We start from the raw sequence: 16,687 nt of genomic DNA on the forward strand, positions 1-16,687 counted from the left end.
TACAGAAGGGTCATGCATGACCATTAAAGATCCATTCCTTGCCCGTGAGCAGGAAAAGTACGACAACCCCATCCCAAGCCGTGAGTTTATTCTTGAGCACATCGAAAAGCGGCAACAACCTGCCTACTTTGAGGAGTTGGTTGCCGAGTTAAAGCTGAGTGATGATGATGCCATTTTCGCTTTAAAAAAACGACTGCGCGCTATGGAGCGCGATGGTCAGTTGATTTTTACCAAGAACCGGCGCTACGGCCTGGTCGATCGGATGGATTTAAAGCAGGGCCGGGTTATTGGCCATCGCGATGGTTTCGGTTTTTTAAAGCTGGATGAAGGCGGGCCGGATTGGTTTATACCCAATCACGAGATGCAGCGTTTGCTGCACGGCGACCGAGTGCTGGCTACCTTAGCGGAAGGTCGCGGCCGGCAGAAAACCGAAGCCCGGATTGTGCGAGTACTCGAGCCTCGGACTGAAGCTGTGGTTGGTCGCTATTACCGCGATTACGCCCTGGCGGTGGTGGTGCCGGATGATCCGCGCATTGGCCAGGATATTGTGGTGCCCGAGGGAGCTCAAGGTGAAGCACGTCACGGTCAGGTGGTGCTGGTGGAGATTACCGAGCGGCCAACCAAGCGGGTGAATGCGGTTGGGCGGGTGGTGGAAGTGTTGGGTGAGCATATGGCGCCCGGCATGGAAATCGAAGTGGCCATTCGCAACCATCAGATCCCACATCAGTTTCCGGAAGCAGTAGGCAAACAAGTCAGCCAGTATGGTGAGGAAGTCGCCGACAACGACAAAGCCGGCCGGGTGGATTTAACGAGCATGCCTTTTGTCACTATTGATGGCGAGGATGCGCGCGACTTTGACGACGCCGTCTATGCCGAACCGCGCGATGATGGTGGCTGGCGCCTTTGGGTCGCCATTGCCGATGTCAGTAGTTACGTGAAGGTGGATACGCCGCTGGATCAGGAGGCGCTGCTGCGTGGCACCTCGGTGTACTTCCCGGATCAGGTGGTGCCGATGTTGCCGGAAGCGCTGTCCAATGGGCTCTGCTCGTTGAACCCCCATGTCGACCGGCTTTGTCTGGTGGCCGAGATGGATATAGGCGCTAATGGCAAATTGATGAATTACCGTTTCTTCGAAGCGGTGATGAACTCTAAAGCCCGACTGACTTACAGCAAAGTGTATGCAATTTTACAGGGCGATCTGGCTCTGAGGGAGCAATACCAGGCCAATCTGACGGCACTGGAAACCTTGTACAGCTTGTACCGGCGGCTGGCGAAAACCCGTGCCCAACGGGGTGCTATCGAGTTTGAAACGGTGGAAACCCGCTTTATTTTCAATAGCCATCGTAAAATTGAGCAAATCGTGCCGGTGCACCGCAACGACGCCCATAAGCTGATTGAAGAGTGCATGATCATGGCCAATGTGGCTGCGGCTCGCTTTCTCGAGAAGCATAAAACACCGGCGCTGTATCGGGTGCATGAGCAACCGGACCCGGATCGATTTGCCAATTTCCGCCGCTTCCTGGCTGAGCTTGGCATCGAAACCACCTTGCCGGATGAGCCTGAGCCGCTGCAACTGGTGCAGGAACTGGCAAAGCTGGCTGACCGACCGGATCGCGAGCTGATTGAAACCACCTTATTACGTTCCATGAAGCAGGCGGTCTATCAGGGCGACAATGAAGGACACTTTGGACTGGCGCTGCCAGCTTATGCGCACTTTACCTCCCCCATCCGGCGCTATCCGGATTTGGTGGTGCATCGCAGCATCAAGTCCATTTTGCAGCAACAGGGGCAACATACCAAAGGGGCTCATCGCTACAGCCCTGAGCAGGTGGAGCAACTCGGTGAGCACTGCTCAATGACCGAGCGCCGGGCCGATGATGCGACCCGCGAAGTATCGGACTGGCTAAAGTGTGAGTACATGCAGGATCATCTGGGCATGGAGTTCGATGGGGTGGTGTCTACCGTCACCAGTTTTGGTCTCTTTGTCCGGTTGACTGAGCTTTACATCGAAGGTTTGGTGCATGTGACCTCGTTGAAAAACGATTACTACCATTTTGATGCTGAGCGTCAGATCCTGATGGGAGAGCATTCGCGTCAGGGCTACCGGCTCGGCGATCTGGTCAAGGTGAAGGTGATGGCAGTGAATCTGGAAAGCCGCACCATTGATTTGGCACTGGAAGAAGCTGGTACACCACGGCCCAGCAAACGCAAAGGCCAAGATGCCACCAAGTCGCTACCTGGCAAGGTGGTGGTAAAAAGTGCGAAAAAGCCGGCTGGCACCAGGCGTAAAGCGGTTGCGGCCAAGCCGGCAACCAAAGGCCGGCCAGGGAAACCGGCTGGTAAAGGCAAGCCGAAAGCCAGAAAGAAAGGTTAAGCCTGGCGGCGGAACAGACGATAGGCCAGCTGACCGGCGATTTTTTCCCGGTACAGCTGCCAGTTGGCTGGTACCGCCTGCAATGGCAGCTCTTTCTCGGTTTCCAGGTAAATCCAGGCATCGGCACTTAGCCAGCCTTGTTGCTCCAGCAATTGACAACAAGGTTCGGCCAGCTGCTGGCGAAATGGTGGGTCTATAAACACCAGATCGAAGGGGTGGCTGCAGCGCTGTTGTAAATAGTGCAGTGCGTCGGTCTGTTGCACCTCAGCGTTGGCACCCAGGGTCTGACACAGGCTGTTTAGCTGCTGTGCCTGTTGCCGGTCTTTTTCCAGTAGCAGGGCAAAACTAGCCTCACGGGATAAGGCTTCCAGTGCCAGAGCACCACTGCCGGAAAAGCAATCCAGTACCCGCCGCTCGGCGACTTCCTGCATTAACCAGTTAAACAAAGTTTCCCGCACCCGATCGGTCGTAGGCCTGAGCCCTTCGGCATCTGCAACCGGAATTTTGCGCCCCCGCCAGCGGCCGCTGATGATTCGGATTTGCCCTGGAGTGGCTGGTTTTTTTGCTGTCGCTGGTCGTCTCATCTAATGGTTTATGCCTGTCAGTGAAGATGCTAGTATAACCCCCAATTTTACCCGATCTGAAGTGCACAGACACCGACTTATGAGCAAAGAATCCAAACTCTTCTCCTGGCTTGGTTTTGGCAAGAAAGCGCCAGCAGCGGATAGCTCCGATCCAGTAGAGCAAACAACGCCTGCAGATAGCCTTGAGCCAGCTATTTTGCCAGCGTCTGCATCGCAGCCCGCGACTAAGACCGAGCCAGCTCCCGCCAATAAACCAGGCCTGTTTGCCCGCTTGCGTCAGGGCCTCAGCAAAACCAGCCAAAACCTGGGTGCAGGCTTGGCGAGTTTGTTTTCCGGCCGGAAAATTGACGAAGAACTGTACGAAGAGCTGGAAACGCAGTTGCTGCTGGCTGATGTGGGGGTGGAAACCACCCAAAAGTTAATTAGCCAGCTCACTCAGCATGCCGATCGCAAAGCGTTAAAAGACGCCGACTTGCTGTATCAAAAACTGCAGCAGGATATGGCAACGCTACTGCAGGATGTCGAGCAACCGTTGGTGCCGAGCAGCAGTGATGGCCCCTTTGTGATCCTGATGGTTGGGGTAAATGGTGTTGGCAAAACCACCACCATCGGTAAGATGGCACAGCAGTTTAAGCAGCAAGGTAAAACGGTGATGCTGGCCGCCGGCGATACCTTCCGTGCCGCTGCGGTCGAGCAACTACAGGTGTGGGGCGAGCGCAATCAGATCCCGGTGGTGGCGCAGCATACCGGTGCCGACAGTGCTTCGGTCATTTTCGATGCTTACCAGGCTGCCAAAGCCCGTAACGCCGATGTCCTGATCGCCGATACCGCAGGCCGGTTGCAGAATAAAGCCCACCTGATGGAAGAGCTGAAAAAAATTGTTCGGGTGCTGCAAAAAATTCAGCCGAATGCACCGCACGAAGTGATGTTGACGCTGGATGCTGGAACCGGGCAGAATGCATTAAGTCAGGCACGTATTTTCAACCAGGCCGTCCCTTTAACCGGCATCAGCCTGACCAAACTGGATGGTACCGCCAAAGGCGGGGTGATTTTTGCCATCGCCGATCAGTTTAAGGTGCCTATCCGTTACATTGGGGTTGGGGAAGGGATTGATGATTTGCGTACCTTCAACAGTACCGATTTTATCCAGGCACTGTTTAACAAGGACTCCTGAGTATGCTGACGTTCGATCAGGTCAGTAAAAGTTATCCCGGCGGTTTTATCGCGCTGGATCGCATCAGTTTCGAACTGGCCAAAGGCGAGATGGCGTTTTTAACCGGCCACTCAGGGGCAGGTAAGAGTACCCTGCTGAAACTGATCAGTCTGATTGAACGCCCGACCAGTGGCCGGGTGCTGATCAACAATGTAGATTTAAAACGCATTCGTCGCTCTCAGGTACCCTATATCCGGCGGGACATTGGCATTATTTTCCAGAATCACCGCCTGCTGATGGAGCATACGGTATTCGATAATGTGGCACTGCCTTTGGTGATCGAGGGCTTTACCGGCAAAGAGATGGTGAAGCGGGTGCATGCGGCGCTGGATAAAGTCGGTTTGCTGGATAAAGTGCGCTGTTTACCGGAAACCTTGTCCGGTGGCGAGCAGCAGCGGGTAGGCATTGCCCGTGCTGTAGTGAACAAACCACCCTTGCTGCTGGCTGATGAGCCAACCGGCAACCTGGATCCTGAGCTGTCGAAAGATATTATGCGGGTGTTTGAAGCCTTTAATCAGGTTGGGGTCTCGGTGCTGGTTGCGACCCACGATCACAGCTTGGTCGCCCGAATGCGTTACCGCACCCTGACACTCAAGCAAGGCAAAATGATCAACGATGGCTTATTGCAATACGAGGAGCCGCTGTGAGTATTCTGTTTTCCGGCCGCGCTGCCGGTGCCAGCAGCAAGCAGATCCACCCGTTGCAGCGTTGGTTGATGTTCTGGGTACAGCATTTGCGCCAGTGCATTGGCAGCCTGGGCGAATTGTGGCGCACACCACTGGCCTCTCTGATGACCATTGCGGTGCTGGGTGTCAGCCTGACCCTGCCGACTACCTTGCATTTGCTGGTAAAAAATGTGCAAAGCATCAGCGGCAGCTTTACCCAGGCCGCCGAAATCAGCTTTTTTATCAAAGACGAAGCCAGTGACACCCAAATCAGCACCCTGGTCACCATGCTAAGTGCCGATCCCGATGTAGAGCAGGTGCGTTTTATTTCCAAAACCGATGCTATGGCGGAGTTTCAGCAGGTATCGGGCTTTGGGCCGGCACTGCAATTACTGGATGATAACCCTTTACCCAATGTGATCCTGGTGTTACCGCGCCATACCCAACCGCAGGCAGCCGAACAATTGCGCCGCCGTATCGAGCAGGAGCGAATCGTCGATTTTGGTAAGCTGGATATCGCCTGGCTGGAGCGGTTGGATGCTATCTTGTTGCTGATGCGCCAGGCGGTGCTGGCTATCGCGTTATTACTGCTAACCGCAGTACTTTTGATCATTGGCAATACCATTCGGTTATCCATTATCAATAAAAAAGAAGAAATTGAAGTGATGAAGCTGGTGGGTGCCACCGATGCGTTTATCCAACGCCCATTTTTGTACACCGGTGTCTGGTTTGGTGTGTTTGGTGGTTTATTGGCTTTTTTGGTGGTGGAACTGATGGTCTGGTGGCTGGAAGGGGCGATTGGTCACATCACCGATTTATATCAAAGCCACTTTACCCTGATGACGATGAGTTTCAGCGAGTTTTTGGCCTTGTTGCTGCTGTCGGTGTTACTGGGGCTGGCCGGCTCTTACCTTTCTGTCAGCCGTCATATTCGCGCCATTGAGCCAAGTGGTCCCTGATATTAAGGGTATGGGCTGCTAGAGTTGCAGTTGCTCAGCCCAATCTATGGCATCCAGGTACAAGGCGCGCATATCGGTGTTGGCCGGGAGTAGCTGGCTGCTGGCCTGTTCACACTGCTGCCAGTTGGCTTGCTCGTAATCCAGCATCAGTTTCAGCGGCTGGCTTAGTGGGCCTTGTTGCTGCAATAGCGCTTGTTTGATGTTCGCTTCAAGCGGTAGTTGCGATAGCACCTGGTCTAATGGCTGCTCCAGAAGAGCGTCAATGAGAGATAGCATGCCGGTTAAAAAGGCACTGGATTGCAGCTCAGTTTGGCCAGCGGCTTTGGTGACCAGATCGCAAAAGCGAGCACGGATAATGGATAGCTTAAGCAGCTCAGGCTGCTGATTCTCTGACAGGTTCGACAGTGCGACCAGAGCGATGAATTTTTTCAGTTCCACCTCGCCCATAAAGACCATGGCATGCTTGAGTGACTGAATAGGATTGGGCCGGGCATAATAGGCGCTGTTGATAAAGCGTAGCAGCTTGTAAGATAACCCCAGATCCCGCTCCATCACCTGCACCAGTTTCTCAAAATCCAGCTCTGGTTCGGCCGCTTCGGCAATCAGCGAGAGCAGGTGTATCTGATGATGACCAAGGCGCTTATGTTTGAGCATTTCGGGCCGAGCAAAGAAATAGCCCTGGAAATAATCAAACCCCAGCTGTTTGAGCTGCTCAAACTCGGCCATGGTTTCAACTTTTTCGGCCAAAAGTTTACCGTGAAAGTCTTTTAGCCCGGCCAGTTTGGCTGCCAGGCCGTCCAATGGGGTCTGCCTTATATCTACTTTCAGATAACTGATGTAAGGCATTAAGCGCTGCCACTGCGAATGAAAGTTAAAGTCGTCTAAGGCCAGCTGGTAGCCTTGTTCATGCAACTCACGGCAAGCGGTAAGTAGCTCGCTGCTAAAGTGCACCGACTCCAGAATTTCAATGACCGTTTTCTCCGGGTCCAGTACGGTTGGGAATTGGTACAGCAGACTGTCTTCAGCAAAGTTAATAAAAGCGAGTTTATTGCCGGTAATACGCTCCAGACCAAACAGCAGGTGGTGTTCAGAGAGCAGCCGGCTGGTGGCTTCATCTGGGTCTATATTTGGAAAGCGGTTGTGGTCACCATCCCTAAACAACAGCTCATAGCCGAGCAGCTGCTGCTTTTTATTAAAAATAGGTTGGCGTGCTACAAAACCGTACATAGCATGGGTCCTTTTGCTTGCTTAGCTCAGTGTAATGCAATTTTTTCCTGCCGTATATTACTGATGGCTATGAAGATACCGGCCTTAGACAAATTAATTCTGTCAAAGCGGAAACTAAAATTAGCACTCTCCATCAAAGAGTGCTAAGATACTTTTCAACTTGAGATGGATGGAAGCACAGCATGACAAAATCATCTGAACTTATGACCCTGACCCTAGGTGCCAGCAGCAGCTTTGAAGCCTATACCCAGACGGTTAGCTCCATTCCGATGTTAAGCGCGGAAGAGGAAAAAGGCCTGGCTGAGCGTCTGCACCAGCATGGCGATTTAGAGGCTGCCCGCCAACTTATTATGTCGCATTTACGCTTTGTGGTGCACATTGCCCGCAGCTATTCAGGCTATGGCCTGCCGGTCAGCGACTTGGTACAGGAAGGCAATATCGGCCTGATGAAAGCGGTCAAACGTTTTGACCCTTCTGTTGGGGTGCGTCTGGTTTCGTTTGCGGTGCACTGGATCAAAGCTGAAATTCATGAGTACGTGCTGAAAAACTGGCGCATTGTAAAAATTGCCACCACCAAGGCGCAGCGCAAACTGTTTTTTAATCTGCGGAAATCGAAAAAGCATCTGGGCTGGTTCAGCCAGGATGAAGTGAAGCATGTAGCCGAATCCTTAGGCGTGGCTGAGCACGAAGTGCGTGAGATGGAATCACGCATGAGCAACTACGACATGCCATTCGACGCGCCGGAAGGCGACGACGATCAGGCCTACACCGCACCGGCTTATTACCTGGAAGATAAAAGCTCGGATCTGGCCAGTCAGGTACAGGATCAGCAGTCGGGTGATATGGCTCACGACCAATTGCATGCCGCGCTGCGGACGTTGGACGAGCGCAGCCAGGACATTATCCAGGCCCGCTGGTTGGCACAAAACAAGATGACATTGCAGGAACTGGCCGAGCGTTACCAGGTCTCTGCCGAGCGGGTACGTCAGCTGGAAAAAAATGCCATGAAAAAGCTGCAAGCTGCGATGAGTTAAATCGAGCAACTTCCTGAAAAAACCACCGCATGCGGTGGTTTTTGTATTCTTAGAGTCAGATATACCAATTGACGTATTTTCAGCAAGGTGTACGCTTGGTAGTCGAATGCGATAAGGAGCTGGCTTCATGTTTCGAGCTACCCCGGCTGTCTTAGTTTTGTGCTTAGCTTTCTGTTCGCTGGCAGCTTTTTCCTGTGATGAGCACCGTATCGACTGCGACAAGGCCTATAGTACTTATGAGATTAATCAGTGTGCAGCCATGGAATTGGACAAAGCCAAACAGCAACTGGCTTACTACCTGGAAACTGCACTGGAGCACCACAGTGACGATACTGAACTGGTGGCGGCAATCCAGGTAGCCCAGCAGGATTGGGAGCGTTATGCCAACGCGCATTGCCAGGCGGTCTATACCCAATGGCGTGATGGCACCATTCGGGGGGTGATGGCGCTGTCCTGCATGACACAACAGACTCATGCCCGCACACACGAGCTTTGGCAGCGCTTCCTTACCTTTATGGATAGCACGCCTGCCGTGCTACCAGAGCCGGGGGCTTGATAGAAAAGCAGGGGCCTGAGTGCAGCTATCTGGTGGTAAATGGCTACTCTTTGTTGTATGGTCCTGCCTTTGTATAGTTCAGACCAAGAAGAGCGTTGACCGATGAGTGATTTCCCTGCCTGCCCAAGCTGTGGCTCTGTGTATACCTACCAGGATGGGGTTATGCTGCTTTGCCCTGAATGTGGCCATGAATGGCAAGCGGGCGAAGAAGCCAGGCAAGATGATGGCCTGGTGGTCAAAGATGCTCACGGTACGTTGCTGCATGATGGTGACAGTGTCACGGTGATTAAAGACCTGAAAGTCAAAGGTAGCTCTTTGGTCGTGAAAGTAGGTACTAAGGTGAAGAATATCCGCCTGGTCGATGAAGACCACAACATCGATTGCAAAATCGATGGCATCGGGGCGATGAAGCTAAAATCCGAGTTTGTGAAAAAAGCCTGAGAAGCAAAGTATCTTAGTTTATAGCCGAAAGTCTCGCCGGTTTTTCATTCCCTGTTATTCCAGCGCGGCAATAGCTGGTGCTGTGAAGCCAGCGGCAATTACCCGGTGGTGCTCGGGTAAAAAGGCTGAAATAGGCACCAGCTCTACTCCAAGTTCTGGCAGTTCCGCCAGGCGCTGCTGCAAAAAGCGGTAGGTTTCCGGGTAAGGGTGACCAATGGCAATGGCTCTGTTATGGCGCTTGGCGATACGGATCAATAAATCAAACTGCTGCTGCAGCGCTTCTTCACTGACATCATTATCCAAAAATACATGCCGACTCAGGCTGGTAACGCCATGTTGCTCGGCCTGATAACGGGCCCGGCTGTGCACCGTGGTCAGGCTATCAACAAAAAACAATTGCCGCTGTTTCAAATACTGCATCAGCCAGCTCATCGGTTGATCGAGCTCGGTCAGCAAACTACCCATATGATTATTGACCCCAATGGCGTAGGGAATATCCTGCAAGGCGTAACTGAGCTGGCGGGTAAAATCCAGCCGGCTCATATCGCGGGTGAGACCACCAGGCCCTAAAGCCTTACCATTCGTGGCTTGCATGGGCATATGTAGCATCACGTCTTTGCGTTGGCTGTAGGCGAGCTGAGCGGATTGCTGGCCATAAGGGGTAAAGGGCAGCACGGCAATGGTGAGTGGGTAGGGCAGGCGCACCATCTCCAGATCGCTGCGCTGGTAGCCGATATCATCAATGATGATGGCAATTTGTGGCTTGGCTGCTACGCTGGTGCAGTAGCCAAGCAAACAAAGACAAAGCAGTTTTAGTAATCCGTGCACAGGTCGCGTTCGTTCTTATTGTTGGTGGCAAACGTACTGGTGAGCACTTTGCCTTCAGCTTTTTTTCATTATAAGTCGTTTTTTGAGCAGGGAAAGTGCAAATTTTGTCATTTAACCGAATCTCCGCGCTGTGCTAACGACTCTGCAACCAGCTTTGCGGATTGACGGCTTCCCCTTTGTCCCGGATCTCAAAATATACCCCTGCTGTTGCCTGACCACCACTGCGACCCACCAGAGCTATTTGCTCACCAGCCATCACTTGCTCTCCGGGTTCCTTTAATAGATTCTGGTTGTGGCCATAGAGGCTCATAAAGCCTTCACCATGATCCAGCACCAGCACCCAGCCATAGCCCTTGAGCCAATCAGCATAAATCACCTGGCCGTTGGCAATGGCGCTGACGGCGCTACCTTCGGCGCCTTCAATCAGAATGCCGCGAGAGCGCAAGCCGCCCTGACGCAACTCATTAAAGCGTTGCACCAGCCGGCCTTGCAATGGCCATTGCAACTGGCCTTTTAGCGCGGTTAAACCGGCCAGCTGTACCTGCTGGGCCTGAGCTTTTAGCGCATCGATGGTGGCTTGTAAGCTGCTTTCATTTTGGCGCAGATAGCTGAGTTGCTGGCCCTGTTCTTCCAGTAGACGCTGTAAAGAGCGTACCGTGCTTTGTTGCTCTGTCCGTGCTAATTGCAACTGCTCCTGTCGCTGTTGCAGGCTTTGTAGCTGCTGCTGCAGCAATTGCTGACGGGATTGCAGCTCTGCCTGCACGCTTTCCAGCTGCTCGGCGGTGCTGCGGATAGCGTTTAATTGCTGCATTCGGGCCCGGTTGAAGTACTGATAATAGATCAGTACCCGCTCCAACTGACTGGCATCTTGCTGGTTGAGCAGTAACTGAGTGTAATCGTGCTGCCCCAGTTGATAGGCACTGCGAAGTTGTGCGGCCAGCTGTTGCTGCTGCTTGGCAAAGTCTTGTTCCAACTGGGCCTGCTGGGCAAGCAACTGTTGCAACCTTTGTTCGGTATCTCGCAGCGCCTGTTGTTGTTGCCGTACCTGCTGGCTGGCATTGGCCAGGGTTCGATCTGCTTGCTGCAGTTGTTGCTCTGCTTGTTGCAAGGCTCGCTGTTGCTGCTGCAGACGTTGCTCGGTTTGGCGAATACTCTCCTGAACCTCTGCCAGCTCTTGTTCCGAGCTGGTGCGGGGGTCCTGAGCCTGCAGCTGAGCGCTCAATAGCAGCAGGCCCGTCACCAGCAATAGCTTACACCCAGTCATTATCAGTTCAGTTCAAACAGGTTGTGGCCTGTCATTTCTGCCGGGATGGCCAGATCCATCAGTCGCAGCATGGTCGGAGCAATGTCGCTAAGAATACCTTTACTGGCCGCTGTTGCCGGTCGCCCCACATAAATCAGTGGTACCGGGCAGCTGGTGTGGGCGGTGTGCGCCTGGCCAGACTGATGATCGGTCATTTGCTCGGCATTGCCATGATCGGCCGTAATCAGACATTCACCACCGACTTGTTGCAGCGCTTCGACCACCCGGCCAATGCAGTGATCAACGGCTTCGACCGCCTGGATGGCGGCGGATAAGATACCGGTATGGCCGACCATGTCGCCATTCGGATAGTTGCAGACAATGACATCGTACTTACCGCTGTGAATGGCAGCTAGCAGTTGATCAGTAAGTTCTTCTGAGTTCATTTCAGGTTGCAGGTCGTAGGTAGCAACTTGCGGTGACGGGATAAGAATGCGCTCTTCTCCGGGGAATTGCGCTTCACGGCCGCCGCTGAAAAAGAAGGTAACGTGAGCGTACTTTTCTGTTTCAGAAATCCGCAGCTGGGTTTTCTGGTGTTTGGCCAGCCATTCACCGAGCACATTGTCCAGACTTTCCGGTGGGAAGGCTGCTGGCGCAGCCAGATCCGCGGCGTACTCGGTCAGCATGGTGAATTGGCTTAGTTTGGGGCGCTGACCCCGATCGAAGCCGGTGAAATCATCATTAATAAAGGTCTGACTAAGCTGTCTGGCCCGGTCGGCGCGGAAGTTCATAAAGATAAGGCTGTCACCATCCCTCATGCGAATCACATCGCCAGCGCTGTCTGTGATGGCCGTTGGCTTAACAAACTCGTCATTTTCATCACGCTGATAAGCAAGCTGCAAAGCGTGGATGGCATCCCCGCTCAGGTATTCAGCCTGCCCTTGGGTTAACAGCCGATAGGCTTTTTCTACCCGATCCCAGCGATTGTCTCTGTCCATCGCGTAATAGCGACCCACCACGGATGCAATCTGGCCACAAGCGTGCTGCGCAAAGTAATTCTGCACCCGTTGTAAAGAGGCTTCAGCACTGCGTGGCGGAGTATCACGGCCATCTAAAAAGGCATGCAGATACACTTTTTGAGCCCCCTGAGTTCTGGCCATGTCCAGCATGGCCAGCAGATGGTCTTCATGGCTGTGCACACCGCCAGGTGATAATAATCCCATCACATGCACGGCACCGTTTGCTGCAACAGCTTTACTGATGGCTTGTTGTAACACCGGATTCTGCTGGAAGCTGCCATCATCGATGGCTTTGGTCACCCGGGTAAAGTCCTGATACACCACGCGACCGGCACCGAGATTGACATGGCCCACTTCGGAATTGCCCATCTGGCCGTGGGGCAGGCCAACATCCATGCCTGAGCCTGAAATCAGCGTATGGGGGTAGTCCTGCCACAGCCGATCCATCACTGGTGTGTGGGCTTGAGCGATGGCATTGGCATCTTTGTCTTCACGGTAACCCCAACCATCCAGAATCATTAATACTAACGGTTTTTTTGCCATGCTCATGCTGTCGGTTTCTCCATCGGATTATGCGTCGTTCTTCATCACTATCTTACCTGTTTTTTCTGCAGGCTGCAGCCCTGTAGCGAGGCTGTCGGGGCTGTTTTATTGACACAAAGCGGGTATACTCTTGCTCTTTCAATTTGGCAAGAGTGCAAGAGAGCGTCATGGAGCAGTGGATAGAATTTATCGGTAACAACCTTATACTAAGTCTGATCTGGGCTGCGCTGGCATTTATGTTGATTTTTGGCATGATTAAATCCCGCTTTTCCACCATCAAGCTGGTGAGCCCAACCGAGCTTACCATGCTGGTGAACCGGCAGAATGCCACTGTGGTGGATATTCGCCCGGAGGCAGACTACAAAAAAGGCCATATTACCGGGGCGAAACATCTGCCGTTAAACGACATTGTGCAAGGGCAGACTAAAGGCCTTGAAAAACTAAAAGCGACCCCCATTATTGTGGTATGCCAGGCTGGTGTTTCTGCACAAAAAGCTGCCGCAGCCCTTGCCAAACAAGGCTGTGATCCGGTGACAGTGCTGCAGGGCGGGATGAACAGCTGGCTTGGCGCAAGCCTACCTGTTGTCCGTACAAAGTGAGGATTTGATGGCAGACGTAACTATTTACACCAAGGCGTATTGTCCTTATTGTGTACGCGCAGTCGCATTGCTCAACAGCAAAGGGGTCCAGTTCCAGGAGTTTCGCATTGATGCACAGCCTGAATTGCGCCCACAGATGATTGAAAAAGCGGGCGGTCGTAGCACAGTTCCGCAAATTTTTATCAATGATCAGCACATTGGCGGTTGCGATGATCTGGTTGCTCTGGATGCAGCCGGTAAACTGGACCCGCTGTTAAATTAATTATTTACTTAGAATTTAGGACTTATCATGGCCGAACAACAAGCAAACGGCGTTGCAAACCAGCAACAGGATCCACAGGCACTGCAATTTGCCATTCAGCGCATCTTTGTCAAAGACATTTCCTTTGAAGCGCCAAATGCACCTGCCATCTTCCGCAAAGAGTGGAAGCCGGAAGTAAAACTTGATCTGGATACCCGCAGTGAGAAGCTGGAAGATGATGTGTATCAGGTTATTCTGTCCCTGACCGTGACCACTACGGTAGGTGAGGAAACAGCGTTCCTTTGTGAAGTGCAGCAAGCGGGTATTTTTAGCATTGCGCAGTTGCCTGAGAACCAGTTAGCACACATGCTGGCATCGTTTTGCCCGAACATTTTGTTCCCATACGCTCGCGAAGCCGTATCCAACCTGGTCAACCGTGGTACTTTCCCACAGCTGAACCTGGCACCGGTTAATTTTGATGCCTTGTTCGCCCAGTATGTCCAGCAGCGACAGGCTGACGCCGGTGAAGCGCCACAGCAGATGAACTAAGCTTCCGCTAAAGCAAAAAAACGCGCTCTTTGTAGCGCGTTTTTTTATGCTACAGCAGAGCGGCTTTAACCGGTTTGCTGTCGGATAGCGCGTGCTTCTTTGGCAATTACCCCGGCTAACTCCGAAGGGAGTACGGCTTTGCTAAATACATTGCCCTGAATTGTTTCACAGCCCATCACATGCAGCAGATAGGCTTGCATTTCATTTTCTACCTGGCAGGCAACCACACCTAATTGCAGGTAACCGGCCATTCGAATCAGGCTGGCGGTGAGATTGCGATCCAGCTCTGATTGCTCCAGCTTCTGCACCAGGCTGCCATCAATTTTGATTTGATCAAAGGGGTACTCACGCAGATGTTGTAGCGCGGATAAACCGGCACCAAAGCGATCCAGTACCAGGAAAAAACCAGCTTCTTTGGCACTGTGTAAGATCCGTTTACTTTGCTCGGGTTGTTGCTGCAAGATGGTTTGATCGAGTTCCAGCTCAAACTGCTCAGGTTTCAGCTGGTACTGCTGCAGCTGGAGCAGATAATAAGCCAAAAAATCCGGCTGAAAGAAGGTCTGGCTGGCTATATTTAAGGCCAGACGACCGCGCATTAAGCCTGTTTTACTCCAGTGCTGCAAATGCTCACAGGCTTGTTGCAGTACACAATGATCCAGTTGAATGATGGTATCGGTTTCTTCTGCGATGCGCAGAAATTGTGCGGGTAGCATTAAGCCGCGTTGCGGATGCTGCCAGCGGGCCAGAGCTTCAAGGCCTGATACCCGGTTGCTGCTGACACACAACTTCGGTTGAAAGCTCAGCCGAATTTCCTGATTTTTCAGTGCAAGCTGCAGCTCTTGCTCCAGCACAAACGAATCGCTGGAGCGAGGTAGAGCGGCCTGATTAAACAATTGAATGGGCGAGTCTGCTGAGTGGGCACGCTGCAGCGCATGATCGGCACTGCGCAGCAGTTGATCATAGCTATGGCCGTCGTCCGGGTACAAGGCAATCCCAACGGCAGGAGAGAAAGGACCTCTGTCCGCTGAACGTTCGATGACATTCAGTACTTGCCGCGCTAATCGATAGCAGTGCAGATCAAGCCGTTTACTGGCCAGGTAAGCGGGCAATAAAATACCAAACTCATTAGTACTTAAGCGCGCCAGCAGTACATTGGTTGGTAACTGTGAGCGAATGGCTGCTGCTAATTCGGCCAAGGGCAATGGCTGTGTCATGGGATCAAAGCCGGTGCTATTTAGCTGTAAGATCATCACTGCAAAAGCTGGATGCTGCTCTGTCACAGATTGCAGCTCTCGCTCCAGATAATCCATAAACACTGCCCGGTTGGGCAGCCGGGTGCCAGGATCTTTGGTATTAACACGGCGTAATTCCAGCTCATTCATTTTACGGGTACTGATGTCAGCAAAAGTCGCAAGATACAAAGCGGGTTTTGACTTGGTGGCTGTCTGCAAACAGCTGATGGCCAAATCCAGAGCAAAGACCTGTTGGTTGGCTTTTCTGCTCCAGATATCCCCATGCCAAAACCTGCGCTTTTGCAGCGATTGCTGAATACTACAGGCAAGATCTTCCGGCTCTCCCTGGCTGTTAAATACCTTCAATGGCTGACCCAGGATCTGTTCTTTGCTAAAACCCGTTATCTGACAAAAAGCAGGGTTTACCTGTTGAATATTCAGGGCCTCATCCAGCAGACAGACTGCATCCCTGTGCTGTTCGATGTAGGTGCGAAGTTGTTTGGCAGTACGGTTTGCTGAGTGTAATTTGAACCAGAGCGACAGGCTCGCCACTGCGAGAATAAGCAACAACAAGTATGCAGGAACGGTCGTTGACGTGATGGAAAAAGCAGACACCGGACCGCTCGCAAGCAGAAGCGTGGCAGTACAAAAAATGCGGCCGAGCTGCGCCATGGTAACAACATCCCTGTGTCGACGAATATATGAGCATTAACTATAGCGTTGCCAGGTAAAAGATTGCAACTTTTAATGCGGTTTCTCCGGTAATAATTCGAAAACAGTATTTTAGTGCAAACTAAAGTGACGTTTGCTGTCAAAAGCCTTTACAGCTCAAGGATAGAGCGGATGTCAGCTCCTGCTTTATCTGTTATATTTCGGCTTTTGCAATGGCTTTTCGCACCACTATCGAGGTTCTATGTTTGACATCGCCCTATTTGAGCCGCAAATTGCGCCAAATACCGGAAATATCATTCGACTCTGTGCCAACCTGGGCGCTCAGTTGCACCTGATTGAACCGCTGGGATTTGAACTGGAGGAAAAGAAATTACGCCGGGCGGGACTGGATTATCATGATCTTACCCGGGTTCACCGTCATGCCGATTATGCGGCATTTTTAGCTGCGATTGGGCCGCGCCGCATCCTGGCGTGCACGACTAAAGGCAGCCAGCCTTATCATCAGGTGGCATTTGTGCAAAGTGATGTGCTGCTGTTTGGCTCAGAAACCTCTGGTCTGCCAGATGCAATTCGGGATGCATTCCCTACCGGGCAGCGTATCCGCATTCCGATGCAACAAAACAGCCGCAGTCTGAACCTGGCCAATGCCGTGGCGATTATTAGCTATGAAGCCTGGCGCCAACAGGGCTTTGTTGGCGGCAGTTAGGG

The 16,687-nt window shown here is 52.4% G+C and carries 17 protein-coding genes; 11 read left to right on the forward strand and 6 right to left on the reverse strand.

All coding sequences use genetic code 11. From position 1 onward, the window contains the following. Positions 1-16 precede the first annotated feature (16 nt). Entirely contained in the window at positions 17-2,374 is a 2,358-nt protein-coding gene (rnr, locus tag QWY20_RS10700; RefSeq protein ID WP_330129003.1) for a ribonuclease R, read from the forward strand. Here rnr and rsmD read toward each other — a convergent pair. Continuing rightward, positions 2,371-2,958 (reverse strand): 16S rRNA (guanine(966)-N(2))-methyltransferase RsmD, encoded by a 588-nt coding sequence (gene rsmD / locus QWY20_RS10705; RefSeq protein WP_330129004.1) that lies wholly within the window; start codon positions 2,956-2,958, stop codon positions 2,371-2,373. The genes rnr and rsmD overlap by 4 nt on opposite strands. 79 nt (positions 2,959-3,037) lie before the next feature. On the opposite strand from rsmD, the gene ftsY reads away from it, so the two are divergent. From ftsY to ftsX, 3 genes are read left to right on the forward strand one after another with little or no spacing between them, the layout of a single operon-like run. Continuing rightward, entirely contained in the window at positions 3,038-4,132 is a 1,095-nt protein-coding gene (gene ftsY / locus QWY20_RS10710) for a signal recognition particle-docking protein FtsY (protein WP_330129005.1), read from the forward strand. Positions 4,133-4,134: 2 nt separating this feature from the next. Next, positions 4,135-4,818, forward strand: a complete 684-nt coding sequence (gene ftsE / locus QWY20_RS10715) for a cell division ATP-binding protein FtsE (RefSeq protein ID WP_330129006.1) — start codon at positions 4,135-4,137, stop codon at positions 4,816-4,818. After that, the gene (ftsX, locus tag QWY20_RS10720) at positions 4,815-5,795 is read left to right on the forward strand and encodes a permease-like cell division protein FtsX (RefSeq protein WP_330129007.1); all 981 of its coding nucleotides are present in this window, start codon (positions 4,815-4,817) and stop codon (positions 5,793-5,795) included. The genes ftsE and ftsX overlap by 4 nt, the downstream gene beginning before the upstream one ends. An 18-nt stretch (positions 5,796-5,813) precedes the next feature. Here the strand turns inward: ftsX and QWY20_RS10725 are convergent, their stop codons facing one another. Then, positions 5,814-7,022 carry an EAL and HDOD domain-containing protein gene (locus QWY20_RS10725; RefSeq protein WP_330129008.1) on the reverse strand — a complete coding sequence of 403 codons (1,209 nt, stop codon included), beginning with the start codon at positions 7,020-7,022 and terminating at the stop codon, positions 5,814-5,816. A gap of 182 nt (positions 7,023-7,204) precedes the next feature. Between QWY20_RS10725 and rpoH the strand changes: the two genes are divergently transcribed. The 3 genes from rpoH (at position 7,205) to QWY20_RS10740 (ending at position 9,053) form a co-directional block, all read left to right on the forward strand. After that, entirely contained in the window at positions 7,205-8,056 is an 852-nt protein-coding gene (gene rpoH / locus QWY20_RS10730; protein WP_330129009.1) for an RNA polymerase sigma factor RpoH, read from the forward strand. A gap of 127 nt (positions 8,057-8,183) precedes the next feature. Further along, complete coding sequence (locus tag QWY20_RS10735; protein WP_330129010.1) at positions 8,184-8,612, forward strand: lysozyme inhibitor LprI family protein; 429 nt, start codon at positions 8,184-8,186, stop codon at positions 8,610-8,612. Positions 8,613-8,714: 102 nt separating this feature from the next. After that, complete coding sequence (locus QWY20_RS10740; protein ID WP_330129011.1) at positions 8,715-9,053, forward strand: zinc ribbon domain-containing protein YjdM; 339 nt, start codon at positions 8,715-8,717, stop codon at positions 9,051-9,053. A 54-nt stretch (positions 9,054-9,107) separates the two neighbouring features. On the opposite strand, the gene QWY20_RS10745 is transcribed toward QWY20_RS10740, so the two are convergent. From QWY20_RS10745 to gpmM, 3 genes are all read right to left on the reverse strand, one after another. Then, entirely contained in the window at positions 9,108-9,881 is a 774-nt protein-coding gene (locus QWY20_RS10745) for a divergent polysaccharide deacetylase family protein (RefSeq protein ID WP_330129012.1), read from the reverse strand. A 133-nt stretch (positions 9,882-10,014) separates the two neighbouring features. Continuing rightward, entirely contained in the window at positions 10,015-11,145 is a 1,131-nt protein-coding gene (locus QWY20_RS10750) for a murein hydrolase activator EnvC family protein (protein WP_330129013.1), read from the reverse strand. A gap of 2 nt (positions 11,146-11,147) precedes the next feature. Further along, positions 11,148-12,692, reverse strand: a complete 1,545-nt coding sequence (gene gpmM / locus QWY20_RS10755) for a 2,3-bisphosphoglycerate-independent phosphoglycerate mutase (RefSeq protein WP_330129014.1) — start codon at positions 12,690-12,692, stop codon at positions 11,148-11,150. 161 nt (positions 12,693-12,853) lie between these two features. Between gpmM and QWY20_RS10760 the strand changes: the two genes are divergently transcribed. The 3 genes from QWY20_RS10760 to secB are packed head-to-tail and all read left to right on the forward strand — an operon-like array spanning position 12,854 to position 14,075. Further along, positions 12,854-13,285, forward strand: a complete 432-nt coding sequence (locus tag QWY20_RS10760; protein WP_330129015.1) for a rhodanese-like domain-containing protein — start codon at positions 12,854-12,856, stop codon at positions 13,283-13,285. Between the two features lie 7 nt (positions 13,286-13,292). Beyond that, on the forward strand, positions 13,293-13,547 hold the full coding sequence (gene grxC, locus QWY20_RS10765; RefSeq protein ID WP_330129016.1) for a glutaredoxin 3: 255 nt from the start codon (positions 13,293-13,295) through the stop codon (positions 13,545-13,547). 27 nt (positions 13,548-13,574) lie between these two features. Then, on the forward strand, positions 13,575-14,075 hold the full coding sequence (gene secB / locus QWY20_RS10770; RefSeq protein WP_330129017.1) for a protein-export chaperone SecB: 501 nt from the start codon (positions 13,575-13,577) through the stop codon (positions 14,073-14,075). Between the two features lie 65 nt (positions 14,076-14,140). Here the strand turns inward: secB and QWY20_RS10775 are convergent, their stop codons facing one another. After that, positions 14,141-15,877: a putative bifunctional diguanylate cyclase/phosphodiesterase gene (locus QWY20_RS10775; protein WP_330129018.1), complete on the reverse strand. Its 1,737-nt coding sequence runs from the start codon at positions 15,875-15,877 to the stop codon at positions 14,141-14,143. Positions 15,878-16,220: 343 nt separating this feature from the next. Here QWY20_RS10775 and trmL point away from each other — a divergent pair, with 343 nt between their 5' ends. Next, positions 16,221-16,685, forward strand: coding sequence for a tRNA (uridine(34)/cytosine(34)/5-carboxymethylaminomethyluridine(34)-2'-O)-methyltransferase TrmL (trmL, locus tag QWY20_RS10780; RefSeq protein ID WP_330129019.1), 465 nt, complete (start codon positions 16,221-16,223; stop codon positions 16,683-16,685). Positions 16,686-16,687 lie beyond the last annotated feature (2 nt).

Origin of the sequence: Alkalimonas cellulosilytica (genome assembly GCF_036325985.1) — a bacterium.
GTDB lineage: Bacteria > Pseudomonadota > Gammaproteobacteria > Enterobacterales > Alteromonadaceae > Alkalimonas > Alkalimonas cellulosilytica.

Bases quoted from the DNA above. Each gene is read 5' to 3' on its own strand.
- rnr (WP_330129003.1), top strand. From the start codon at position 17: ATGACCATTAAAGATCCATTCCTTGCCCGTGAGCAGGAAAAGTACGAC.
- rsmD (WP_330129004.1), bottom strand. From the start codon at position 2,958: ATGAGACGACCAGCGACAGCAAAAAAACCAGCCACTCCAGGGCAAATC.
- ftsY (WP_330129005.1), top strand. From the start codon at position 3,038: ATGAGCAAAGAATCCAAACTCTTCTCCTGGCTTGGTTTTGGCAAGAAA.
- ftsE (WP_330129006.1), top strand. From the start codon at position 4,135: ATGCTGACGTTCGATCAGGTCAGTAAAAGTTATCCCGGCGGTTTTATC.
- QWY20_RS10725 (WP_330129008.1), bottom strand. From the start codon at position 7,022: ATGTACGGTTTTGTAGCACGCCAACCTATTTTTAATAAAAAGCAGCAG.
- rpoH (WP_330129009.1), top strand. From the start codon at position 7,205: ATGACAAAATCATCTGAACTTATGACCCTGACCCTAGGTGCCAGCAGC.
- QWY20_RS10735 (WP_330129010.1), top strand. From the start codon at position 8,184: ATGTTTCGAGCTACCCCGGCTGTCTTAGTTTTGTGCTTAGCTTTCTGT.
- QWY20_RS10740 (WP_330129011.1), top strand. From the start codon at position 8,715: ATGAGTGATTTCCCTGCCTGCCCAAGCTGTGGCTCTGTGTATACCTAC.
- QWY20_RS10750 (WP_330129013.1), bottom strand. From the start codon at position 11,145: ATGACTGGGTGTAAGCTATTGCTGGTGACGGGCCTGCTGCTATTGAGC.
- gpmM (WP_330129014.1), bottom strand. From the start codon at position 12,692: ATGAGCATGGCAAAAAAACCGTTAGTATTAATGATTCTGGATGGTTGG.
- QWY20_RS10760 (WP_330129015.1), top strand. From the start codon at position 12,854: ATGGAGCAGTGGATAGAATTTATCGGTAACAACCTTATACTAAGTCTG.
- grxC (WP_330129016.1), top strand. From the start codon at position 13,293: ATGGCAGACGTAACTATTTACACCAAGGCGTATTGTCCTTATTGTGTA.
- secB (WP_330129017.1), top strand. From the start codon at position 13,575: ATGGCCGAACAACAAGCAAACGGCGTTGCAAACCAGCAACAGGATCCA.
- trmL (WP_330129019.1), top strand. From the start codon at position 16,221: ATGTTTGACATCGCCCTATTTGAGCCGCAAATTGCGCCAAATACCGGA.